Raw genomic sequence first — 22,446 nt, 5'->3', positions numbered from 1 at the left:
TAACTAAGCAGAAGGTATTGCTTCACCTTCAGTAAAGCAGGCTTTCCAAGTGGCATAGAAAGAGCAGTGCATTACTGTTAATCCCGCCATGGAGATTGGCGCAATGACGAAAGAGGCTACTTGCCATAAACTGAAGGCCTCAAAAATCATGCCAACCGTTAGTGGGATGGCAATCAGAATAGCGCTCCAAATCAAGAGATATAAAAAGAAGGCGGCTTTATTCGCCCAGCAAGCTAAAGCGCTTGAGAAGAGCGCTTGAGGAACGGGCATATCCGTCCAAGCAACCAGAACTGGCGAAAACCACATCAGCATAGCCACGGGTACATAAAGCATCGTGCCAAAGAAAAGTATCAAATATACTTGGCGCAATGCTTCGGGAGTGATGGGATTATCGCTAGTCATCAATGGGAGAAGTAATTCGAAGTCCACCATAAGACTTAAGATAAAGCTGAGCAATAAAATCATGCCGGCATAGAGCAAACCTAGCTGCAAGATTCTTTTGCGAATCATCGGGCCGGACTGCAATGCAATTAAATAGACCATCGGCTTGATACGTTCTTGTAGGATTGCTTGTCGACAGGCAGTCATGAATCCCACCGAAAGTGTTGGTGTAAGTAGTAGTACTGCAAAAACGCCGATCACCGGAATGATGACTGCTAGCTGCGCGGCAAAGACATACATAAAGACCAGCATCAAGAATCCACAGGGATTTTGTTTGAAGAGCCACATGCCTTGTCTAATCCAGGTATAGCCTTCTTTGGGAGCTACGTAATTCAGTTTCATAGGGAGCGACGACTTAAAAGAATGCGTTCAAAGTGTGTAGGGTCATGTGGTTTCAGCATTTGCGCATCGCGTGGCAAATAAAAGTCCCACAGACGGGAAACCCAGAAGCGCAATGCCGCCGCACGCAGCATCAGTGGCCAACTGGCTTGCTCTTCTGTAGTCAATGGGCGCACCGATTGATATGCTTTCATGAATGCTTCTAGACGCACAGGATCTAAATCTTGTTTATTGTCTGCAAGACACCAATCATTTGCAGTCACGGCGATATCAAATAACCATTTGCCAGTGCCAGCAAAGTAAAAATCAAAGAAGCCGCCCAGTTCATCTTGAGAAGCATCGGATCCCTTTGGATAAAATAAGACGTTGTCGCGAAACAGGTCACAATGGCTAGCGCCTTGCGGTAAGCCATCATAGGTTCCTGAAGAAAAGAATTCTTCTTGAGTTTTTAATTCATGAGTGATTAATTCTTTTTGTGACGTATTTAGGTGAGGCAAAACTGAAGGGATTGTTTTTTGCCACCAATCTAGGCTACGCAGATTTTCCTGGTTCTTTGAAAAATCTTTTCCAGCTAAATGCATCTTCGACAACATTTCGCCAACGAGGGCGCAATGATTGGCTGCGGGTTGTAGTCTAGACAGGCCTGGCAGCTTGGTAACAATGGCGGCTGGCTTGCCTTTTAATGTAAAGAGAATCTGACCTTGCTTGTTCTCAATGGGCTTTGGAACGGGCACGCCTTTATTCGCCAGATGACGCATGAGTTCCAAGTAAAAAGGCAACTGTTGCGCCGACAATCTTTCAAAAATGGTTAAAACATATTCCTGCGTTTTGCCATCTTTTGTAGAGTCTAAGAAAAAATTGGAGTTCTCAATGCCGCCATGAATGCCGCGAATGTCGCTAGCTTGGCCAATATCAAAATCTTGATCAATCCATTGAGAAATATCCTCAAGCTCGATTGGAGTAAATACGGCCATAGACTAAGTTGACTAAATTAAAGAAACGATTGAAACAATTTTTATCTAAGGGGGATGCTGATGCTGGGTACGCTAATCAGATCGGTTTCCTTTGGTGGTCCTGGCATTACTGATGTGGGCGGTGCCATTTCATAGCTGGTGTAAGGTGTTTTGACATCCACTTGCGTAGGTGCATTGACATCCTTGTCCTCGGTAACGGTAGTGTCGTTTTTATCCTTGTACTGATAGTTTGGCTTGCGAGTCTCTGGGGTATTCATCGCACCAGTGGTACTGACTGCGGGAGCGAGTGGTTGATTATTGATGCGATTTAATTCGGATTGGCTCAGTGCCTGGCTGTTATTGTGAGCTTGCGTTGAGGTGCTAGCAAAAAGTCCAAAAACTATTAAAAAGCTCATTAAAGCTAGATTGTGAATTAGTGCGTGGCCAATGAAGTTCGTTAAATAATGCATTTTTTCACCTTTTTAAGCCTACTCTCGGTTGGTTCCTTAACCATACCTGTAGGCAATTCACCACTAGATTGTACGATTGCGGCATGACTAAACATAGACTCTTGTTGGTAGACGGCTCTAACTACCTCTATCGCGCCTTTCAGGCTATGCCAGACCTCAGAAATGGGGCTGGAGAGCCCACTGGGGCTATTTATGGCATGGTCAAGATGATGCGCCGGGCCCGGTCTGAGCTCAAGGCCGACCATATTGCCTGTGTTTTTGATGACAAAGGGAAAACCTTCCGGGATGAAATGTACTCGGAATACAAGGCGCATCGCTCGCCAATGCCGGAAGCCTTGGTAAAGCAAATCGAGCCCATTCATGCCATGGTCAAAGCGTTAGGTTGGCCGGTACTCATGGTCAATGGGGTGGAGGCAGATGACGTCATCGGAACTCTAGCTTGTCAGGCGACGCAAGCAGGTTGGGAAACGATTATTTCCACCGGGGATAAAGATTTGGCGCAATTGGTCAATTCCTCGGTCACGCTCATTAATACGATGACGAATGAAAAACTCGATATCGAAGGTGTTAAAGAAAAGTTTGGCGTTCCTCCTGAATTGATTGTGGATTATTTATCCATCATTGGTGATGCTGTCGATAACGTACCAGGCGTTCCTAAAGCGGGACCTAAGACAGCGAATAAATGGTTAGCGGAGTTTGGCAATCTTGATAACTTGATGGCCAATGCTGATCAAGTCAAAGGCGTTGTTGGTGAAAACTTGCGCGCTACCCTTCCTTGGCTTCCGCAAGCTCGACAACTCATTACTGTCAAAACAGATTGTGATTTATCGCCTCATTTGCCTGGCTTGGATGATCTACATGCCAAGCCAGAGGATGCCCCTTTGCTGCGCGAGTTGTTCGAAAGATACGCGTTTAAGACTTGGTTGCGTGATGTGGAAAAGCAGCTGACAAGCCCAGATGATCAGGCTGAGACGATCATTTTTGATTTAGCCGGCAGTCCGATTTCAGATGCGTCTAATGGTAATGCTGGCGAAGAGAAAAAATCTCGCGCCATTGTGAGTTCACCAACCAAAGATTTGTCGCAAGAAACCCGCGACTCTCAAGATGCGAGCGAGCGACACTACGAATGCGTAGTCGATGAAGTAGGTTTGGAGAAGTGGCTGAAAAAAATTGAGTCTGCAAATTTAACCGCGGTCGATACTGAAACTACTAGTCTAGATGCGCTTGTAGCTGAATTGGTCGGCATTTCTTTATCAGTAAAACCAGGTGAGGCTTGTTACATTCCAGTCGCGCATCGCAATGGTGAAGTGCAGCTCAATCGCGATATTGTGCGTGCAAAGTTGAAGCCTTGGTTAGAAAGTACAACGCATTTAAAGGTTGGTCAAAATCTGAAGTACGACGCTCATATTTTTGCAAACTATGGCATCACTTTAAAAGGTTTGGCATTCGATACTTTGCTAGAGTCGTATGTGCTTGAGTCGCACCTGCCGCACAATATGGATAGCCTGGCAGAGCGTCACCTAGGGATGAAAACCATTCGTTACGAAGAGGTTTGTGGCAAAGGGGCTCATCAGATTGGCTTTGATCAGGTGGACCTGAAAATTGCTACAGATTACGCGGCAGAAGATGCGGATATCACTTTGCGCCTGCATTTAGAGTTATGGCCGCAGATTCAGGAAAACCCCGGTTTACTCTACATTTATGAAACAGTGGAAATGCCCGCTATGCGTGTGTTGGGCATGATGGAGCGCAATGGCATTCGGATTGATTCGGCTCGCTTGGCTAAACAAGGGCAGCAAGTAGGCAAGCGTCTTTTAGAGTTGGAAGGGGAAATTCATCGGCTTGCTGGTCAGCCCTTCAATATCCAGTCACCTAAACAAATCGCCGAAATTTTATTTGGAAAACTTGAATTACCCGTCATCAAGAAAACGCCATCAGGCGCGCCATCTACAAATGAAGAGGTTTTGCAGAAGCTGGCTGAAGACTATCCATTGCCAGCACGCATTCTGGACTATCGCAGTTTGGCGAAGTTGATGTCGACTTATATTGAAAAGCTACCTCGCATGGCTGATCCAAAAACAGGACGAGTTCATACCAACTTCTCGCAAGCTACGGCAGTCACCGGCCGCCTCGCATCAAGTGATCCGAATCTGCAAAATATTCCCGTGCGTACCGAAGAGGGTAGGCGTATTCGAGAGGCCTTTATTCCGGCGGAAGGTTGTAAATTATTGTCGGCCGACTACTCGCAGATAGAGTTGCGCATCATGGCGCATATCGCTGAAGATGCAAATCTTTTAGCTGCCTTTAGAGACGGTAAAGACGTACACCAAGCTACAGCCGCGGAAATCTTTGGCGTACCATTAGATGATGTTAATTGTGAGCAGCGTCGTTATGCCAAGGTGATTAACTTTGGCCTTATTTACGGCATGAGTGCTTTTGGATTGGCGGGTAACTTGGGTATTGAGCGCTCGGTTGCCAAAAACTATATTGCTCAATACTTCGATCGTTATCCAGGGGTTGCGCAGTATATGGAGCGTACCCGCCTTGAAGCACGAGACAATGGTTATGTAGAAACGGTCTTTGGGCGTCGTCTTTGGTTGCCAGAGATTAAAGGCTCTAATGGGCCGCGTCGCCAGGGGGCTGAACGCGCTGCCATCAACGCCCCGATGCAGGGTACAGCCGCGGATTTAATCAAGTTAGCCATGATTGCGGTTGAGGATTGGCTCGAAAAAGAGCAGCTGAAAACCAAAATGCTCCTGCAGGTGCACGATGAATTGGTGTTTGATGTGCCCATGGATGAGATTGAGCTGTTACAGGCCAAGTTGCCGGATTTAATGTGTCACGTGGCGGAGCTGAAAGTGCCTTTGGTGGTTAGTATTGGGATTGGCGATAATTGGGAAGAGGCGCACTAATCGCCAAATACGCAATGCAAGCGAGGGGACAAGATCATGAGTGAAGATATCCAAAATAGCCGTCGTCATTTTATGAAGGCATCGGCCGTGAGTGCGACCGCTATTGGCGTCGGATTTGTAGCGGCGTCAGAGCCGGTGATAGCCGCAGCTATCGAGACTGATTTCAATGGTCTTAAAGCGGGTGAGCAGATGATCCCAGTGGGTAGCTTTCAGTTGCCAGCCTACGTTTCACGATTAAAAGCGCCAGTGCTGGGTTTATATGGCTCGGCCGATACCGGTATTTCTTTGGAAAGTATTGATCAAATGCGTGCGGCTTTAGCGCAAGCGGCTTCCAAAAATCCGGCAGCGAAGGCTTGCCAATTCGAGGTTTATCCTGATGCGCCGCATGCTTTCCATGCGGACTACCGCGCCACCTATCGCGAAGGTCCCGCAAAGGATGGGTTGGAAAAGTGTCTTGCCTGGTTTAAAAAAATCGGAGTGGCGTAAGCCAGATGACTGTCTTACAAAGCATTCTCTTGGTCACTGCCTTAGCGGGAACCGCTAGCGTTTTAGTGGCTGCAAGTTGCTCTTTGGCTATGTTGTCGAAGATGGTTAATAACATGGTGAGTTTGTCGGTTGGTATTTTGTTGGCAACCGCTTTGCTGCACTCCTTGCCAGAGGCATTTAGCATCGAATGCGCAAGGTCTCAACTCTTATTCGCAACCTTGCTTGCTGGCTTGCTTGGTTTTTTCTTATTAGAAAAAATCGCTTTGTTGCGCCACGATCACCATCACGAAGACGATGGTCACCATCACCATCATGGGCATGATGCGGAAAATGCTGGACGCAGTGGGTGGATGATTTTGGTTGGTGATGGTATTCATAACTTTGTCGATGGCATCTTGATTGCCGCAGCCTTCATGGCGGACTATCAAGTAGGTATCTTCACCGCGATCGCCATCATTGCCCATGAAATCCCGCAAGAGATTGGCGACTTCATAGTTTTGCTCAACGCCGGATTCTCAAGGGCTCGCGCCTTGCTGTACAACTTCATTTGTGGCTTATCTGCCGTGGTTGGCGGCGTCTTGGCGTATTTCTGTTTGGATAAGGCGCATGCAGCGATGCCATATTTACTCGTCATTGCTTCCAGTGGTTTTATTTACATTGCCGTGAGCGATTTGATTCCACAAATGCACCGTCGCCCACACTGGGCTGAATCACTACGTCAAACAATTTTGATTGCCTGCGGGGTTGGATTTGTGGTTCTACTGTCCCTGCTGCATTAACCCAAAATCAATCGACTTAAAGCTCAACAGGTCTTTTGGGATCTGCGCACCACTCGCTCCAGCTGCCCGCATACAGACGTGAGCCTTTAAAGCCAGCGACTTCCATTGCCAGGAGATTGTGGCAAGCGGTAACTCCAGATCCGCATTGATGAATGACTTGAGAAGCTTTAATCGGACCCAGAAATTCCGAATACTCTTTAAATAATTGTTCTGGAGTTTTAAACGCAGTCGCATTGAGATTGTTTTTAAAGAAGCGATTCATTGCGCCAGGGATATGTCCGCCAACGGGATCCAGTGTTTCGTTCTGACCATGAAAACGATCTTCGGCACGAGCATCAATGATTTTATTTTTCTTGCTTTCAAGATTGCCAACAACCTCATTCACCAGAACCAGGCCGGTATAAGGCATCGATGCAATCACTTGATTACAAGGAATGGGTGTTCTTGGGGTCGAGCCCATGAGGCCGTTCCAGGCATCTAAACCGCCATCCAGCACGCGGACACTGGCATGACCAGTGGCTTTGAGCATCCACCATAAGCGGCTGGCATAGACGGAGCCTTGTTTGTCATACGCAACTATCAGTGTATTTGGGCTGATGCCTAGCCGTGTTTTAGTTTGTGCCCAGGCTTCTGGACTCGGTAGGGGGTGGCGACCATTGGTGCCGGTCTTATTGCCCGATAGGTCTTTGTCGAGGTCGACATAGATTGCGCCGGGAATATGGCTTTCTTCGTAGGATTTTCTGCCGCTCAAAGGATCGGCTAGATCAAATCGGCAATCACAGAGCAAAACATTCTCGCCACTATTAATGATTTCTTCTAACTGGTTTGCGGTAATTTGAGGAGTCATGATGCTTCCTATTTTTAAGTGATGAGAGTATTGGGTGTGGCTATCAAACTTTCTGAGATTATGCGCCTTAAAAATTCATGACACGGCGATACCATTCATGAAAATGTTGCATGCCATCTTCCATTGGACTTTGATATGGACCAACCTCATTAATGGCCGCGCGCATAGAGCGCGGCGCGTCCTTGATCCATACGCTCGCCGATTTCATCGTCTTCGATACAGGTTTCCATGTAAGCGGCGCGCTCAGCTTCCACAAACTCGCGCTCAAATAAAGCAATCTCTTCTGGATAGTAGAACTCGACGATGTTGCGTGTTTTACCAGTCCCAATCGGATGCAATGTTGAGACGCAGAGCACGCCTGGATACCACTCCACCATCACATTGGGGTAGTAGGTAAGCCAGATAGCGCCATGCCGTGGGGCTGTGCCGTCAAATTGACGAAGCACTGCTTCATGCCAGTTGCGGTAGGTTGGTGAACCCGGTGTTTTTAAATCTTTATGAATACCAACGGTCTGCACGCTATGCCAGTCTCCAAGCTCCCAACGAAGATCTTCGCAAGAAACAAACTTACCTAAGCCAGGATGAAACGGCACTACGTGATAGTCCTCGAGATACACCTCGATAAATGTTTTCCGGTTGTAGTTGCAATCATGCACTTCAACATGGTCAAGTACATAGCCATCAAATTTCAGATCATCGGCAACGCCTAGTGTCGCGAGGTCCTCGCGCACATCGCGTGGGCCTTCGAATAGCAGGCCTTGCCAATTTTGCAAAAGGGATTTGCCTAGATGTAAACAAGGCTTGTCTTCAAAGTGTGGGGCGCCCAATAAGCTGCCACTCAAGTCATCAGTCCATCGATGCAATGGGCACACAATATTGTCGGCTTTGCCGCGACCGTTGAGCATCAGCGCTTGACGATGGCGACCAACATTGGAAAGCAGTTCGATTCCAGATTCATTGCGAACCAGGATGCGCCCTTCATTTTCCGCGCTTAAAGTTTGATAGGAGCCAATTTCAGGCACCATGAGTTCGTGGCCAACATAGCCAGGCCCCTGCTTAAAAAGCAGTTCAATTTCCTGCTGATACAAGTCAGCGTCAAAATATGCCGAAACCGGCAGTTTTAGATTGGACGGCGCAAGCTTCTGCGCGGTAGCCAGATTAGTCATTCTCCCCACCCCCGAAAACGTCAGCCGAAGCTAAGCGGAATAACCAATCCAACCATCGACGGATCGAGAGATATTGGCAAGGAATGGGTCGATTATACCCATGCAAAGGGGTTCTCGCTTTAATATGTAGCGCTATCCGTGTTGGAAATAGGAAGGAAATAAGCTTATGGCAACCAAGAAGTCTGAGGGTCAAAAACCTGGTCTAGAGGTCCAGATTGACCCAGATTTGCGTTATGAACAGGCTGTGAAGGAGCTTGAAAACCTAATTTCTGACATGGAAGCTGGAAAATTTTCCCTAGAAGAGATCTTGCTGGCTTATCAACGGGGTGCAGCCTTGCTGAAGCATTGCCAGGGAATGTTGACGCAAGTTGAGCAACAGGTTCGAGTGTTCGAGGCTTAATTGACTACTGCTTTTCAATTTCAAGATCGGGTGAGCTCTTACTCTGAGCGAACCGAGTTGGCTTTAGAGCGCTTGCTCGATTCCGCCCAAACGATCCCCCATCGCTTCCATGAGGCGATGCGTTATGCGGCGCAAGGTGGGGGCAAGCGGATACGTCCCTTGTTGGTTTATGCCGCTGGTCAACTTGGTGAAAATGGAGATGCGGCTAGAGCTGAGTCATTGGACGCCGCCGCTGTGGCAATTGAATGTATCCACGCTTACTCATTGGTGCATGATGATTTGCCCTGCATGGACGATGATGATTTGCGCCGTGGTCGTCCAACAGTGCATAAAGCATTTGATGAGGCAACAGCGCTATTAGTTGGTGATGCGTTACAAACGCGCGCCTTTGAAATCCTAGCCAATGCAAACTGCGACGCTCAAGTACGTCTGCAAATGATTGCCGCTTTAGCCGCTTCCTCTGGCTCGCGGGGGATGGCAGGTGGACAGGCGATTGATTTGGAAAGTGTCGGCAAAAAGTTAGATCTCGCTGGCCTAAAGCAAATGCATGCAATGAAGACCGGCGCTCTATTATCTTGCGCGGTGGAATTAGGCGGTATTGCCGCTCATCTGGATAAGACGCAAATGACGCATCTCGCAACTTATTCAAGATCCCTGGGATTGGCATTTCAGATTGTGGATGATGTACTCGATGCCACTGCTGACAGACAGACATTGGGTAAGACGGCCGGCAAAGATGCTGCCGCCAATAAGCCGACCTATGTGACCTTGATGGGTTTAGACTATGCAAAGAAACAAGCTAAGGAGCTGCAAGAGGCAGCTATTGCTAGCTTGGATAGTTTTGGCGTATCAGCGCAGGCATTAAAAGATTTAGCTCTCTTAGTTGTTAATCGCGGTAAGTAAGAAAGATGGAAGAGAAATAAGAGAGATAAATCAGTACACATTATTAGATTTCATGACTTTACATTCCATCCATTCCCCTGACGATCTTAAAAAACTCTCGCGTGAAGAGTTGCCCGCAGTAGCGGATGAATTGCGCGAATTTGTTTTAGATTCTGTTTCAAAAACAGGTGGTCATTTATCGTCCAATTTGGGAACGGTCGAATTGTCCATCGCTTTGCATTACGTCTTTGATACACCAGATGATCGGATTGTGTGGGACGTAGGGCATCAAAGTTATCCGCATAAAATTTTGACAGGTCGTCGCGAGCGCATGAACACCTTGCGTCAATACAAAGGCCTTTCGGGATTCCCACACCGCTCAGAAAGTGAGTTTGATGCTTTTGGTACTGGCCACTCATCTACGAGTATTTCCGCTGCCATGGGTATGGCGCGCGCGTTTCAAACAAAGGGCGAGAGACATGTTGCTGTAGCCGTCATTGGTGATAGCGCGATGACAGGCGGCCAAGCATTTGAGGCAATGAATAACGCAGGCGTGTATGACGATCTGCCTTTAGTTGTCATTTTGAATGACAATGATATGTCGATCTCTCCTGCGGTGGGCGCGCTTAATCGCCATTTGGCTAGATTGCTTAGCGGCAATATTTATTCCGCAACCAAAAAAGGGATTGACAGTGTTTTATCGATCGCGCCACCCTTACGTGAGTTCGCTAAACGTCTTGAAGATCATGCCAAGGGTATGGTTTCTCCATCCACTATCTTCCAAGAGTTTGGCTTCAATTACTTTGGTCCGATTGATGGTCACGACTTAGATGCCTTGATTCCCATGTTGCAGAACGTACGTCGCTTAGCGCTTGAAGGGCGCGGCCCGCAGTTCTTGCATGTGGTGACTAAAAAAGGCCAAGGCTATGAGTTAGCCGAAGCGGATCCAGTGCTGTATCACGGCCCTAGCAAATTCAATCCAGAAGAAGGCGTTAAAAAAGCAGTTGCCAGCAAGAAAACGTTCACTCAAATATTCGGTGAATGGTTATGCGATATGGCGCATGCCGATCCTTTGTTGATTGGTATTACTCCGGCAATGCGTGAAGGCTCTGGCTTAGTTGAGTTTGAAAAGAATTTTCCGAAGCGTTACTACGATGTTGGTATCGCTGAGCAGCATGCGGTGACGTTTGCAGCCGGCATGGCCTGCGAAGGGATGAAGCCAGTAGTGGCAATCTATTCCACTTTCTTGCAGCGTGCCTACGATCAGTTAATTCATGATGTGGCTTTGCAAGATTTACCAGTGCTGTTCGCGCTCGATCGTGCAGGCTTGGTAGGCGCTGATGGCGCAACTCATGCTGGTGCATATGACATCCCATTCTTGCGCTGCATCCCGAATATGCTGGTGATGACGCCCGCAGATGAAGCGGAATGCTGGGATTTATTAACAACTGCTTTTCATCAGCCGCATCCAAGCGCAGTGCGTTACCCACGCGGATCTGGTGTTGGCGCAACTCCTTCTAAAGAATTGCGTACTTTGCCGATAGGCAAAGGCGAAGTTCGTCGCAAATCGACTGCGCCAGCTGGACAACGTGTGGCGATATTGGCTTTTGGTACTTTGCTTTATCCCGCATTCGAAATGGCCGAGGGTATTAACGGGACGGTTGCCAATATGCGTTTTGTTAAACCGCTTGATGTAGATTTGATTCAATCTCTAGCGGCAGATCATGATTATTTGGTCACGATTGAAGATGGCGCGATTGCTGGCGGCGCTGGTAGCGCCTGTTTAGAAGCGTTATCAAACCTCGGAATTCATAAACCCCTCCTGCAATTAGGTCTTCCTGATGCATTTATTGAACATGGTGACTACGGTTTACTGATGACCAAGTGTGGCTTGGATGTAGAAGGTATTGCCAACTCTATCAAACAGCGTTTTCCGGCGGTATTGACACCAAATTCTGTGCTTGTGGGCAAATAAGCCTGTTTTGCCTGAAAATAGAGCTATGAATGACATTAACCCCGCTCGTTTGAAGCCTAATGCAATGTCCGACGTGCAATCCACTCGGGATGAGCGCGCTTTGCCGATTGAGCGAGTGGGTATTCGTGGTGTGCGTCATCCGCTCACTATTCGCAGCAAGACTGGAAATTTTCCATCAGTAGGTCTTTTCGAAATGGATGTCGCTTTGCCTGCGCACGTGAAGGGAACGCATATGTCCCGCTTCATGGCTTTGTTGCAAAAGCAAGATATTGCGGTTGATAGCACTTCAGTGGTGGCGATGGTGCGTGAGATGCTGCCATTGCTCGATGCCAAAGAAGGGCATGTGCAATTTACATACACGCACTTTGTGACAAAAGCTGCGCCAGTATCCGGTGTTGAAAGTCTGATGGATTACGAAGTCGCTTGGATGGCTACTGTAAAACATAATGCGGCAGGCGCCACTGATGTTGCATTAGGTTTGCGTGCACAAGTGCCTGTGATGAGTTTGTGCCCATGCTCAAAAGAAATTTCTGATTTTGGTGCGCATAACCAGCGCTCACATGTCACGATGACGGTCTCTTTGGATCCGAATACTCAAATGACAGTGGAAGATTTAGTTGTTGCCGCTGAGAGTGAAGCCTCCAGTGAGTTATGGGGCTTATTAAAGCGCCCCGACGAGAAGTGGGTTACCGAACGCTCCTACAGCAATCCTAAATTTGTAGAAGATTTGGTACGGGATGTGGCTGGTAATCTCAAGGCGGATCAGCGTATCCAGTCTTTTGTGGTTGAAGCGGAGAACTTTGAATCTATCCATAATCACAGTGCGTTCGCGCGGATCAGCCACAAGCAATAATTTATTTCAGATTATTGCTTTGCAAATCCCAACGGGGTTTGACATCAAAGGCTCCAGAAGTTGTGGAGCCATTATTTTTGGTTAGCATTCGCAATGCACCAGCAAAAGCAATCATTACACCGTTATCGGTACAGAGTTTAAGTGGTGGATAGTGCACTTCAAAACCATTGCGTGCGGCTTTGTCGTTGAGAGCATTTCGTAGTTGCAAGTTAGCGCCGACGCCACCGGCAAGCACCAAATGTTTGCATCCCGTTTGCTTGAGCGCCTTCTCTGATTTGCTAACCAATACCGCCACGATTGCATCGACAAAGCTTCTCGCCAGATCCGCATGAAATTGCGCTATCTCAGAAGTATCGATAATCTTTTTCTCATCGAATTTTTTTACTTGATTCAGAACGGCGGTTTTTAACCCTGAAAAAGAAAAATCCAAATCGCCCGAGTGCAGCATGGGTTTTGGTAAATCAAATATTCCAGATCGACCTCGCGCCGCTAATTTTGAAATCGCTGCACCGCCCGGATAGTCCAATCCCAATAATTTGGCAGTTTTATCAAAAGCTTCTCCTGCTGCGTCATCCAAGGTCTCGCCTAGTAGTTCGTACTGCCCGATGCCGGAGACTTTCATGAGCTGGGTGTGGCCACCTGACACGAGCAGTGCGATAAAGGGAAATTGGGGGGCGGTTTGACCTAACAGCGGTGAAAGAAGATGTCCTTCAAGGTGATGAATCCCAATAGACGGCAAATTAAGGCCTTGAGCTAGGGATTTGGCAAAAGCGCTGCCCACGAGGAGGGCGCCAGCCAATCCAGGGCCTTGGGTGAAGGCTATGGCATTAATATCAGCTAATTTGAGGCCGGATTCGGCTAAAGATTGGTTCAAAAGGGGCAAAACACGGCGAATGTGGTCGCGGGAGGCCAATTCAGGAACAACGCCGCCATAGTCCCGGTGCATGGCGATTTGCGAGTGCAAGCCCTGGCCAAGTATGCCTTGGAAGGCCGGTTTACCCTCTTCCCAAGGCATGGTGTTGTATAAAGCCACCCCGGTCTCGTCACAAGAGGTTTCTATTCCTAAAACAATCATTTTTGGTCGTGCTAAAATCACAATTCAGTTAATTTTTCGATATTTTTTATCGAGCATATACGAGTTAAATAAGTATGACTACAGTCCGCCTCCGCGAAAACGAATCATTTGAAGTGGCATTGCGCCGTTTCAAGCGCACCATTGAAAAGAATGGCCTTTTGACAGACTTGCGTGCGCGCGAGTTCTACGAGAAGCCAACAGCTGAGCGTAAGCGTAAGAAGGCTGCAGCTGCTAAGCGCCATTACAAGCGTATTCGCAGCCAAATGTTGCCTAAGAAGCTTTACTAATCGAATTTAAAAGCTCTTTTCACCGAGAAGCTTTGAAACCCGCTGACGGTGAAGCGCAGCGGGTTTTTGCTTTTTAATCGCCGCTGTTCAGTATCAAAAGATATCCGTTCTACGTTCTATATTTATTAATAGGAATAAAGTCATGCGCCTAAAAGATCAAATTACCGAAGATATGAAAAACGCTATGCGCGCAAAAGAAACTGAGCGCCTAGGAACGATTCGTCTTTTGTTGGCGGCAATTAAACAGCGCGAAGTCGATGAGCGCATCGTAGTGGATGATGCTGGTGTGATTGCTACTGTTGAAAAAATGATTAAGCAACGCAAAGACTCGATCTCTCAGTTTGAAAAAGCAGGACGTGATGATTTGGTTGCGGTTGAGGCTTCCGAAATGGTGATCTTGCAAGCCTACTTGCCAGCCCAGTTGTCTGATGCTGAGGTTGAAGCTGCGGTCGCTGCGGCAGTGGCTTCTACGGACGCTGCTGGCCCACAGGACATGGGCAAAGTGATTGGCGTGCTCAAAGGCCAGTTGGCTGGCAAAGCCGATATGGGTAAAGTTTCTGGCTTGGTAAAAGCCGCGCTAGCAAAGTAAGTAATTCGCTGACTAGCTAAGCAAGCAAAACAGCTTCATACTCGCCTTATGGCACTCATCCCACAATCCTTTATCGCCGATCTCTTAAATCGGGTGGACATCGTTGATGTGGTTGGGCAGCATGTTAAGTTAAAAAAAGCGGGCGCGAACTTTCAAGGTTTTTGTCCCTTTCATTCGGAGAAGTCTCCATCATTTTCAGTATCCCATACAAAGCAGTTCTATCACTGCTTTGGGTGTGGCGCACATGGATCTGCCATTAGTTTCTTGATGGAGTATTCGGGTCTCGGTTACGTAGATGCAATCGAAGATTTGGCGCGGTCAGCAGGCCTTGATGTGGCTCGTGAAGAGCGCACTGCCAATGACGTGGCAAGACAGCAGCAAGCTATGGCGCTCAGCGAGGTGATGAGTTCTGCCGCGGATTGGTATCGTCAGCAACTGAAAGGCAATACTCGCGCCGTTGAATATCTCAAAGGACGCGGTTTGACTGGTGAGATCGCTAAGCGCTATGCCTTGGGTTATGCGCCTGATGGCTGGCAGGGTTTAGAGGTGGTTTTTGGGTCTTATTCCAATGATGAAGTGGCAAAGACTTTGTTAGAGGGCGGCCTCTTGATTCAGGGTGAGCAGTCCGAGGGCGCAAATGTGAAACGGTACGACCGTTTCCGTGATCGCATCATGTTTCCGATTCGCAGTCCCAAAGGTCAAACGATTGGTTTTGGTGGGCGCATTCTGGATCAAGGTGAGCCAAAGTATTTAAATTCTCCTGAGACCCCTTTGTTCTCAAAAGGCAATACTGTGTATGGTTTGTTTGAAGCCAGACAAGCGATTCGCGCGCAAGAATATGTCCTCGTTTGTGAAGGTTACATGGATGTAGTTGCATTGGCGCAATTGGGATTCCCTAATGCAGTTGCAACTTTAGGAACGGCGTGTACTGCGAACCATGTACGGATGTTATTGCGTCAAACCGATAAAGTGGTGTTTTCGTTTGATGGTGATGCTGCAGGTCAACGGGCCGCGCAGCGTGCGCTTGAAACATGCTTGCCATTAATATCGGACGACAAAGAAGTTCGTTTTCTATTTTTGCCCACAGAACATGACCCAGATAGTTATGTGCGTGCTTACGGAGCACCCGCTTTTGAGAAGGTGATTAAAGAAGCGATGTCGATTTCGAGATTCTTCTTTAAGGTAGTGAGCGAGGATCATGAGTTAACGACCCCAGAAGGTAGGGCCCATACGCATCATGCTGCTAAGCCGCTCTTATTCTCCATGCCGCCAATTGCATTGCGCACACAAATTTTGCGTGAGTTGGCGATTCGGACCAATACAACCCATGCAGAGCTCGAGGCATTTTGTGGTTTAACAGTTGCACCTGCGCCCACGCGACAAACACAATATCAATCAATGCAAGCGCGTACTCAAAGCGGTCAAGGTAGTCAAAATAGTCAGAATAATTTTTCGGGTAACGGCAATCGACAGAGTGCGCCTTGGCAAGCATCCAAGGGATCCGCAAAGCGAGTTACCACGCAAAATATGGAACCGCCAAAAGCGCCAACAGATTTGGCTGAGCAAATGTTGCGCGTCATTATTCAGTTTCCACACTTGGGTAAAGCATTGGATGCGAATAAGCGCGCACTCGCATTAAAGGCTGCCGAACAAAGATCTGAAAAAGCACATGCCTTAATGAAAGATCTTTTGTCGCAGTGTGATTTGGTGGAACTCATTCCAGGTGAGGGTAATACGCCGGCTACTGCGGGAGCGGGTGCATTTGCAATGTTTCAGGATCAACTGTCTCGTAGCGAGTTTGCACCCTTGTACGAAGTTCTGCGAAATCGCGTGATGGGCTCGGATTTAGAGCTTGAAGGGGCGGCTGCCGATCTAGAAGGGGCATTCAAAAAACTAGAGTTAACCCATCTCAAGCAAGAAATGACTGAAATTGCTCAAAAGATCGCGGGAAGCGTTGCCACCGAGCAAGACAAGGCCCGCTATCGGGAATTGGGCGAAAAGCTGAAATTCTCATAAGAATTTCTGAAAATTACCCTAGAAATCCCCTGAAATTACCCCATATTTTTAGGTGGGAAGGGGGTAAAAAAAGTCGCAATCGACTATAATCCTCTGTTCAAAAGCAAAAAATCGCTTTAATTCAGCAACTTGCACTTTATTTTGATGACATTTGGGGGTAAGCGGGTAAGTGAGTAAAAGAATGACTACGGGGCTGTGTTTAATCAGTCGATATCAACAACAGTAATGTGAGCAAGTGCTAATAAATGCCGAATACCAAGACCAAACAACCAGCTCCAAAAGCGAAGACACCAGCCAAGCCAGTAAAGGCGGCTGCAAAGCCTGTTGTTAAAGCAAAAGCTCCGGCCAAGCCAGCACCTAAGGCAAAAGCCCCAGCTAACCCAGCTCCAAAAGCGAAGACACCAGCCAAGCCAGTAAAGGCGGCTGCAAAATCCGCTCCCGCTAAACCTGTTGCCAAAGTGCCTGCAAAAGCTGCTAAAGCGGAAGTGAAAGTAAAGCCAGTTAAAAAAGGTAAAGCGGTAGCGGCACCTAAGGCTGAGCCAGCTAAAGCAGCAAAAGAAATGAAAGAAGCCAAAGAAACGAAGGGCAAAAAAGCCAAGGTCGCAGAAGCTGAAGCGCCTGTAGTGGTTGAAGAAGAAAAGAAGCGTGGCCGCAAAGCAAAAGCGGATGCGCCCGCTGAAGCTGCAGAGCCAGTATTAACGGATCGTCAAAAAGCGCGTGAGCGTAAGGCAAAAGAAAAAGCGCTTTTAAAAGAATTTGCCGCGCAACAGTTGGGCACAGAAGAGCAGCAAGAATTACGTCGTGCTCGCTTGAAGACTTTGATCAAGATGGGTATGTCCAAGGGTTACTTAACCCATGGCGAGATGCATGACGTGATGTCTGACGAGTTGTCTGATGCTGATGCATTAGAAACTTTGATTAGCTTGCTCAATGACATCGGTATTACTGTTTACGAACAGGCTCCTGATGCAGAAACACTAATTCTGTCTGATAACGCATCTGCCGCAGCATCTGAAGAGGAGGCTGAGGAAGAGGCGGAAGCAGCTCTATCCACAGTGGATTCCGAGTTTGGTCGCACAACCGACCCAGTACGTATGTATATGCGTGAGATGGGTACAGTAGACCTGTTAACTCGCGAAGGCGAGATCGTTATTGCGAAGAAGATTGAAGCCGGCCTTAAAGATATGGTGATGGCTTTGGCTGCTTGCCCTGTAACGATTGCTGAGATTCTGAGTAACGTTGACAAGATCGCTAGTGGCGAGATGGAGATCGACCAGTTTGTCGACGGTTTGCTTGATCCAAATGCGGAAGATATTAAGCTTGGACCAGATGAGCCAGAGATAGATCCAGATGCTGAAGACGGCGAAGAAGGTGGCGGTGGCGGCGGTGGTGCTGCGACAGCAAATGCCAAGCAATTAGAAGAATTGAAGCAGATTTCTTTAGAGAAGTTTGCGGTTGTTCGTACGCAAGCCGAGAAAATGCGTCGCGCCTTCGATAAAGATGGTTACAACTGTCCTGCTTACGTTAAAGCACAAGATGTAATTCGCGCTGAGCTGCTGGGTTTCCGTTTAACAGCGAAGAGTGTTGAGAAGCTGTGCGACACCATGCGTTCACAAGTTGACCAGGTTTGGAAGCTCGAGCGCGGTATCGTGAGCTTGTTGGTGGATAAGGTTGGCGTGAATCGTGGTGAGGTATTAAAAGACTTCCCTAAGATGTCAATGAACCTCGCTTGGACAGACAAGTTATTGAAAGAGAACAAGCCTTACAGTGCGCTCTTACAGCGTAATGTTCCAGCGATTCAAGAGTTGCAACAGAAATTGATTGATATTCAAAAGAATGTCGTCCTTCCATTGCCAGAGTTGAAAGAAGTGAACAAGCAAATGCTCGCGGGCGAGAAGCGTGCTCGTGAAGCGAAGCGTGAGATGACTGTAGCTAACTTGCGTTTGGTTATTTCCATTGCTAAGAAGTACACCAACCGTGGTTTGCAGTTCTTGGATTTGATTCAAGAAGGCAATATCGGCTTGATGAAGGCGGTGGATAAGTTTGAATACCGTCGTGGCTATAAGTTCTCTACCTATGCGACATGGTGGATTCGTCAGGCGATTACTCGTTCGATCGCTGACCAGGCTCGCACGATCCGTATTCCAGTTCATATGATTGAGACGATCAATAAGATGAACCGTATCAGCCGTCAGATCTTGCAAGAAACTGGCCATGAGCCAGATGCGGCAACCTTGGCGCTGAAGATGGAGATTCCGGAAGATAAGATTCGTAAGATCATGAAGATCGCTAAAGAGCCTATCTCCATGGAGACGCCAATTGGTGATGATGAGGACTCTCATTTGGGCGACTTCATTGAAGACGGTAATACCTTGGCTCCGGCTGAAGCCGCATTGCATGACTCTATGCGTGATGTGGTGAAAGACGTGCTTGATTCATTGACACCGCGTGAAGCAAAAGTATTACGTATGCGCTTTGGTGTTGAGATGAGTACTGATCACACTCTCGAAGAAGTAGGTAAACAGTTTGACGTTACACGTGAGCGTATTCGTCAGATTGAAGCGAAGGCTCTCCGCAAGATGCGTCACCCAAGCCGTAGTGACAAATTCAAGACCTTCCTCGAAGAAGATTGATCAAAGACTAACGGGCCCATAGCTCAGTTGGTTAGAGCAGAGGACTCATAGCGAAAGTTGTGCCTTATGCGTGGAAACTGCATAAGGGATGGTGTCAAATTCGGAGAAACCTAAAGTCGTTTAAACGGGTTAATGTATTTTTGACTAAATGCACAAATCGTTTTAAACGAATATGGCAACACCGAGCGAAGCTTAGTAGAAATACTTTGAACGTGTAGAGACTAGACGGCACCCATCTAAGTCGAGCAATCGATATGATGAAGGCATAGTCCAGGGAGTAATGAAAATTACACAAACCGGAATCCTTTGGTCCCAGGTTCAAGTCCTGGTGGGCCCACCAAGAACAAAGCCACTCTTCGGAGTGGCTTTTTATTTGATATCATTATTTTGATGATGAAATTTATTAACGCCACATCCCAAACGCATATGGAATTAGTTCGAGAGCTATTTCGTGAGTATGCGGGTGCTATTGGGGTTGATTTGGCATATCAAGACTTTGAGCAAGAGCTGGCACTTTTGCCGGGAAAATATGCTGAGCCAAAAGGCCTAATTATTCTTCTTGCTTATGTAGATGATCAATTGGCTGGATGTGTGGCAGTTCGCCAGGTTGCTTTGACTCAATGTCCCAAGGCATGTGAAATGAAGCGTTTATATGTGAGGCCGCAGTATCGCAATTTACAGATTGGTAAGCATTTGGTTGATCTAATTACTCCTCACGCAAAGACTGCTGGGTATTCATGTTTGTTATTGGATACTTTGCCAACAATGGAGAAGGCTATTTCTTTGTATGAAAGATTGGGTTTCATGAAAATTAAGCCTTACTACGAGAGCCCGGTGATTGGAACCACTTACTTCAAGTTGGGTATTAGCAATCAGGCCTCCTAGAAACAGGTTCTCAAGTCCTGGTGGGCCAACCAGAAAAGCAAAGCCTCATCAGAAATGGTGGGGGTTTTGTCCTTTAATCGCTGGATATCTATATGAATTTCATATCTAATTGAAGTGTCAGATAAGCTTAAAAGGTAGGTTTAGTATGTCAAGATGGTCGATCGCATTTGAAGCTCATCAGTTCCATGAGGTGTGGAACCAATTGAATGAAGCTATTTCACAGATAGCCATTGACGACCCAACTGCTACAGCTACGACGGAAGAGGTTGGTAGATTAAGCAAAATATATTCTTATATCGACAGCATTCTGACATCTGTAGACCCCGATTTAATGCCATTATCTATATTGGATAACGCTAAGACTCAAGCAAATAACTGTTTGCAGCAAATTAATCAATATGCGACATCGAACAATAATGCAAATTTAGCAACTGCAAATGATGCAGCGGATAACATATTGACGTATATAAAGCCATACATCATTTCAGATGCTGATTCTGCAAAAGCGCTGTATGAAGCATTAAAAACCTACACAGCCTCAATCAATTCATCGCTCGAGGCGTTCGAGAAAAATGCCCAAGCGAATCTTGAGCAAATTAATGTTGCTACATCTAAAGTAAATGAGGCTCAGGAACACATTCTGGGTGTTAACAAACAAATCTCTGATTTGCAACATAGTCTCTTTGGGGTTGAGGGTATCGAAGGGAAAGATGCAAAATTTGAAAATCTTCTACGTGAGCCCACTTCTAAGAGTGAGCAAATTAAAGCTTTATATGAAGATTTATTGGTCGATAAGGATGGTGCGCCTGCATTAAAAAATATTGTTTCAGAAAGTGAAAAAACTATCCAAGCAGCTAAAGAAGCATCAGAAAATGCATTCAATGAAATTCAGTCCAAACGACAAGAGCTGGAAGATTTTTATTCAAAAGTCTATGGCTTGCCAGCCCCTTCTGGAGAGCCTCAACCCAGTCTAAAAAATGAAATTGATGAAAGATTAAATCAATTATCAAAAATTGAGCTTGATCAGCAGGCAAAGTTTGATGCATTAAATCTTAAGGTAGAGGATTTACTTCCTGGCGCCGCAAGTGCGGGATTAGCAAGTGAGTACTCTGCAAAAAAAAGCGCTCATACCGAGGATATATCATCGCGTATTCGGTAGTTTTCTACATTTCTCTAATTGCATTGCTTTCTATGGCAATGTATTTTGCACCAGATAACTCTAAAAATCTGGATGAATTACGCAGGGCATTTTTAATGAAGCTACCAATCTATGCTCCTGTGATTTGGTTTGCCTACTTTGTTAATAAGAGAAGGAGCGAAAACAAACGATTGCTTGAAGGGCACTCACATAAAGAGGCGATGGCTAAATCTTATGAGAGTGATAAAAAACAGATTACAGATCTTAAGTTAGATGATTCTTCTCTAATTGAAAAACTAATGGATCGAGCAATTGATGTAATTTCTTATAATGCTTCGGCTACTCTTGATGGCAAACATGACGAGAAGATGCCTATTCATCAGATGCTTTCAGAGGCATCTCAAACATTTAAATCTAAGTTGAGTGAATAATTTCATGAGGCTTTATAAATGCATGAAAGAAGAGTGGGCGATTCAGGCTATTGAGAAACGGTGGCTAAAGATTTCAAGGTTTAAGGAGCTTAATGATCCTTTCGAGCTCTCTTGTATCCATTTACGCGATAAAAATATGCGCAATTGCAATATGCAATCCGTTGATGTTTTGAACAATACATATGGAGTAGTTTCATTTTCTAGCGACTATACGTCACCATTAATGTGGTCACATTACGCAGATGACCATAGGGGTATAGGTTTGGGGTTTGATGTAGATGAAAGCGATCTAATTAAAGTTAGATATAGAAATAGAGTGACATTTGATGGCAAAAGCCATTTGTCAAAAAAGGATGCTTTAGATATTTTTGCAATTAAGTTTAATGGCTGGGCTTATGAAAAAGAGCAGAGAATTATTCCCCGTATTGAAAAATTCACATAGGTCAAAAGGCATGTATTTTGAGTTATTTTCAGAAAAATTGCGCCTTACAGAAGTGTTGATGTTGGTTAAGTGCAATCAAACTAAAGAGCATTTCCAGAAATTAATACATAATTTTTATGAAGATTCCCAACCTGTTCGTGTTCATAAGTTGAGTTTGGCGGTTACTAAATTTGGAGTTACCAAAACAATACATAAGGGTTGATGCCATTTGATGCACTAATCCCAAGCGTTACTTTAAGTAACGCTCACCCCCGCAATCCTCCAGTCATCCCCACGCTTAGCCATAATTCCAGCGATAGCATAGTGCCGTATGGCAATGTCGCTTAAGGTGGGTAATAAGTGGGCGGGGTGTGCTTATACCCCTAAAACCTACTAGTTTTAGGCTTATTGACTTATACGCAAGTTGCGTATAGTATGAAATCAAAGCACTGTTTGTTGAATTGCCCT

General features: G+C 46.4%; 19 protein-coding genes and 3 pseudogenes. 16 read left to right on the top strand and 6 right to left on the bottom strand.

The features are described 5' to 3' along the window. Nucleotides 1-3: 3 nt before the first annotated feature. Genes DXE35_RS07210 through DXE35_RS07200 form a run of 3 tightly spaced genes read right to left on the bottom strand, consistent with a single transcriptional unit; the run spans nucleotide 4 to nucleotide 2,149 of the window. The gene (locus DXE35_RS07210) at nucleotides 4-783 is read right to left on the bottom strand and encodes a BPSS1780 family membrane protein (protein WP_114690041.1); all 780 of its coding nucleotides are present in this window, start codon (nucleotides 781-783) and stop codon (nucleotides 4-6) included. Then, nucleotides 780-1,754 carry a homoserine kinase gene (locus DXE35_RS07205; protein ID WP_114690040.1) on the bottom strand — a complete coding sequence of 325 codons (975 nt, stop codon included), beginning with the start codon at nucleotides 1,752-1,754 and terminating at the stop codon, nucleotides 780-782. The genes DXE35_RS07210 and DXE35_RS07205 overlap by 4 nt, the downstream gene beginning before the upstream one ends. Before the next feature lie 41 nt (nucleotides 1,755-1,795). Beyond that, nucleotides 1,796-2,149 (bottom strand): hypothetical protein, encoded by a 354-nt coding sequence (locus DXE35_RS07200; RefSeq protein ID WP_231970090.1) that lies wholly within the window; start codon nucleotides 2,147-2,149, stop codon nucleotides 1,796-1,798. A 137-nt stretch (nucleotides 2,150-2,286) separates the two neighbouring features. On the opposite strand from DXE35_RS07200, the gene polA reads away from it, so the two are divergent. The 4 genes and pseudogenes from polA (at nucleotide 2,287) to DXE35_RS07185 (ending at nucleotide 6,380) form a co-directional block, all read left to right on the top strand. After that, entirely contained in the window at nucleotides 2,287-5,115 is a 2,829-nt protein-coding gene (gene polA, locus DXE35_RS07195; protein WP_114690038.1) for a DNA polymerase I, read from the top strand. A gap of 36 nt (nucleotides 5,116-5,151) precedes the next feature. Next, nucleotides 5,152-5,235: pseudogene (locus DXE35_RS11450) on the top strand (twin-arginine translocation signal domain-containing protein); the annotation flags it as partial. A gap of 99 nt (nucleotides 5,236-5,334) precedes the next feature. Further along, nucleotides 5,335-5,601: pseudogene (locus DXE35_RS11445) on the top strand (dienelactone hydrolase family protein); the annotation flags it as partial. A gap of 5 nt (nucleotides 5,602-5,606) precedes the next feature. After that, nucleotides 5,607-6,380 carry a ZIP family metal transporter gene (locus DXE35_RS07185; RefSeq protein ID WP_114690036.1) on the top strand — a complete coding sequence of 258 codons (774 nt, stop codon included), beginning with the start codon at nucleotides 5,607-5,609 and terminating at the stop codon, nucleotides 6,378-6,380. Nucleotides 6,381-6,396: 16 nt separating this feature from the next. On the opposite strand, the gene DXE35_RS07180 is transcribed toward DXE35_RS07185, so the two are convergent. After that, entirely contained in the window at nucleotides 6,397-7,227 is an 831-nt protein-coding gene (locus DXE35_RS07180; RefSeq protein WP_114690035.1) for a sulfurtransferase, read from the bottom strand. Nucleotides 7,228-7,294: 67 nt separating this feature from the next. Further along, nucleotides 7,295-8,393 (bottom strand): annotated as a pseudogene (locus tag DXE35_RS07175) (aromatic ring-hydroxylating oxygenase subunit alpha). 166 nt (nucleotides 8,394-8,559) lie between these two features. Between DXE35_RS07175 and xseB the strand changes: the two are divergent. From xseB to folE2, 4 genes are read left to right on the top strand one after another with little or no spacing between them, the layout of a single operon-like run. After that, on the top strand, nucleotides 8,560-8,793 hold the full coding sequence (xseB, locus tag DXE35_RS07170; protein ID WP_114690034.1) for an exodeoxyribonuclease VII small subunit: 234 nt from the start codon (nucleotides 8,560-8,562) through the stop codon (nucleotides 8,791-8,793). After that, nucleotides 8,794-9,696, top strand: a complete 903-nt coding sequence (locus tag DXE35_RS07165) for a polyprenyl synthetase family protein (RefSeq protein ID WP_114690033.1) — start codon at nucleotides 8,794-8,796, stop codon at nucleotides 9,694-9,696. Between the two features lie 52 nt (nucleotides 9,697-9,748). After that, nucleotides 9,749-11,650, top strand: a complete 1,902-nt coding sequence (dxs, locus tag DXE35_RS07160) for a 1-deoxy-D-xylulose-5-phosphate synthase (RefSeq protein WP_114690032.1) — start codon at nucleotides 9,749-9,751, stop codon at nucleotides 11,648-11,650. Nucleotides 11,651-11,675: 25 nt separating this feature from the next. Then, the gene (gene folE2 / locus DXE35_RS07155; protein ID WP_114690407.1) at nucleotides 11,676-12,503 is read left to right on the top strand and encodes a GTP cyclohydrolase FolE2; all 828 of its coding nucleotides are present in this window, start codon (nucleotides 11,676-11,678) and stop codon (nucleotides 12,501-12,503) included. Nucleotide 12,504: 1 nt separating this feature from the next. On the opposite strand, the gene tsaD is transcribed toward folE2, so the two are convergent. Beyond that, complete coding sequence (gene tsaD, locus DXE35_RS07150; RefSeq protein ID WP_114690031.1) at nucleotides 12,505-13,578, bottom strand: tRNA (adenosine(37)-N6)-threonylcarbamoyltransferase complex transferase subunit TsaD; 1,074 nt, start codon at nucleotides 13,576-13,578, stop codon at nucleotides 12,505-12,507. Nucleotides 13,579-13,652: 74 nt separating this feature from the next. Between tsaD and rpsU the strand changes: the two genes are divergently transcribed. The 8 genes from rpsU (at nucleotide 13,653) to DXE35_RS07110 (ending at nucleotide 21,999) form a co-directional block, all read left to right on the top strand. Then, entirely contained in the window at nucleotides 13,653-13,865 is a 213-nt protein-coding gene (gene rpsU, locus DXE35_RS07145) for a 30S ribosomal protein S21 (RefSeq protein WP_114690030.1), read from the top strand. A gap of 142 nt (nucleotides 13,866-14,007) precedes the next feature. Beyond that, nucleotides 14,008-14,454 (top strand): GatB/YqeY domain-containing protein, encoded by a 447-nt coding sequence (locus DXE35_RS07140; protein ID WP_114690029.1) that lies wholly within the window; start codon nucleotides 14,008-14,010, stop codon nucleotides 14,452-14,454. A gap of 48 nt (nucleotides 14,455-14,502) precedes the next feature. Continuing rightward, nucleotides 14,503-16,470 carry a DNA primase gene (gene dnaG / locus DXE35_RS07135; protein WP_114690028.1) on the top strand — a complete coding sequence of 656 codons (1,968 nt, stop codon included), beginning with the start codon at nucleotides 14,503-14,505 and terminating at the stop codon, nucleotides 16,468-16,470. A 245-nt stretch (nucleotides 16,471-16,715) separates the two neighbouring features. Continuing rightward, a complete protein-coding gene (gene rpoD, locus DXE35_RS07130) occupies nucleotides 16,716-19,103 on the top strand; it encodes an RNA polymerase sigma factor RpoD (RefSeq protein WP_231970089.1) in 2,388 nt (795 codons plus the stop codon). 390 nt (nucleotides 19,104-19,493) lie between these two features. Next, nucleotides 19,494-19,988: a GNAT family N-acetyltransferase gene (locus DXE35_RS07125; protein WP_114690405.1), complete on the top strand. Its 495-nt coding sequence runs from the start codon at nucleotides 19,494-19,496 to the stop codon at nucleotides 19,986-19,988. A 202-nt stretch (nucleotides 19,989-20,190) separates the two neighbouring features. Continuing rightward, on the top strand, nucleotides 20,191-21,147 hold the full coding sequence (locus DXE35_RS07120; protein WP_162785000.1) for a hypothetical protein: 957 nt from the start codon (nucleotides 20,191-20,193) through the stop codon (nucleotides 21,145-21,147). Between the two features lie 38 nt (nucleotides 21,148-21,185). Further along, complete coding sequence (locus DXE35_RS07115) at nucleotides 21,186-21,557, top strand: hypothetical protein (RefSeq protein WP_162784999.1); 372 nt, start codon at nucleotides 21,186-21,188, stop codon at nucleotides 21,555-21,557. Between the two features lie 22 nt (nucleotides 21,558-21,579). Then, on the top strand, nucleotides 21,580-21,999 hold the full coding sequence (locus tag DXE35_RS07110) for a DUF2971 domain-containing protein (protein WP_162784998.1): 420 nt from the start codon (nucleotides 21,580-21,582) through the stop codon (nucleotides 21,997-21,999). The last annotated feature ends 447 nt before the right edge of the window (nucleotides 22,000-22,446 follow it).

The organism is Polynucleobacter necessarius (genome assembly GCF_900095215.1).
In the GTDB taxonomy this organism is placed as follows: Bacteria; Pseudomonadota; Gammaproteobacteria; order Burkholderiales; family Burkholderiaceae; genus Polynucleobacter; species Polynucleobacter necessarius_H.
This window is presented reverse-complemented; position numbering and strand designations above follow the sequence as displayed.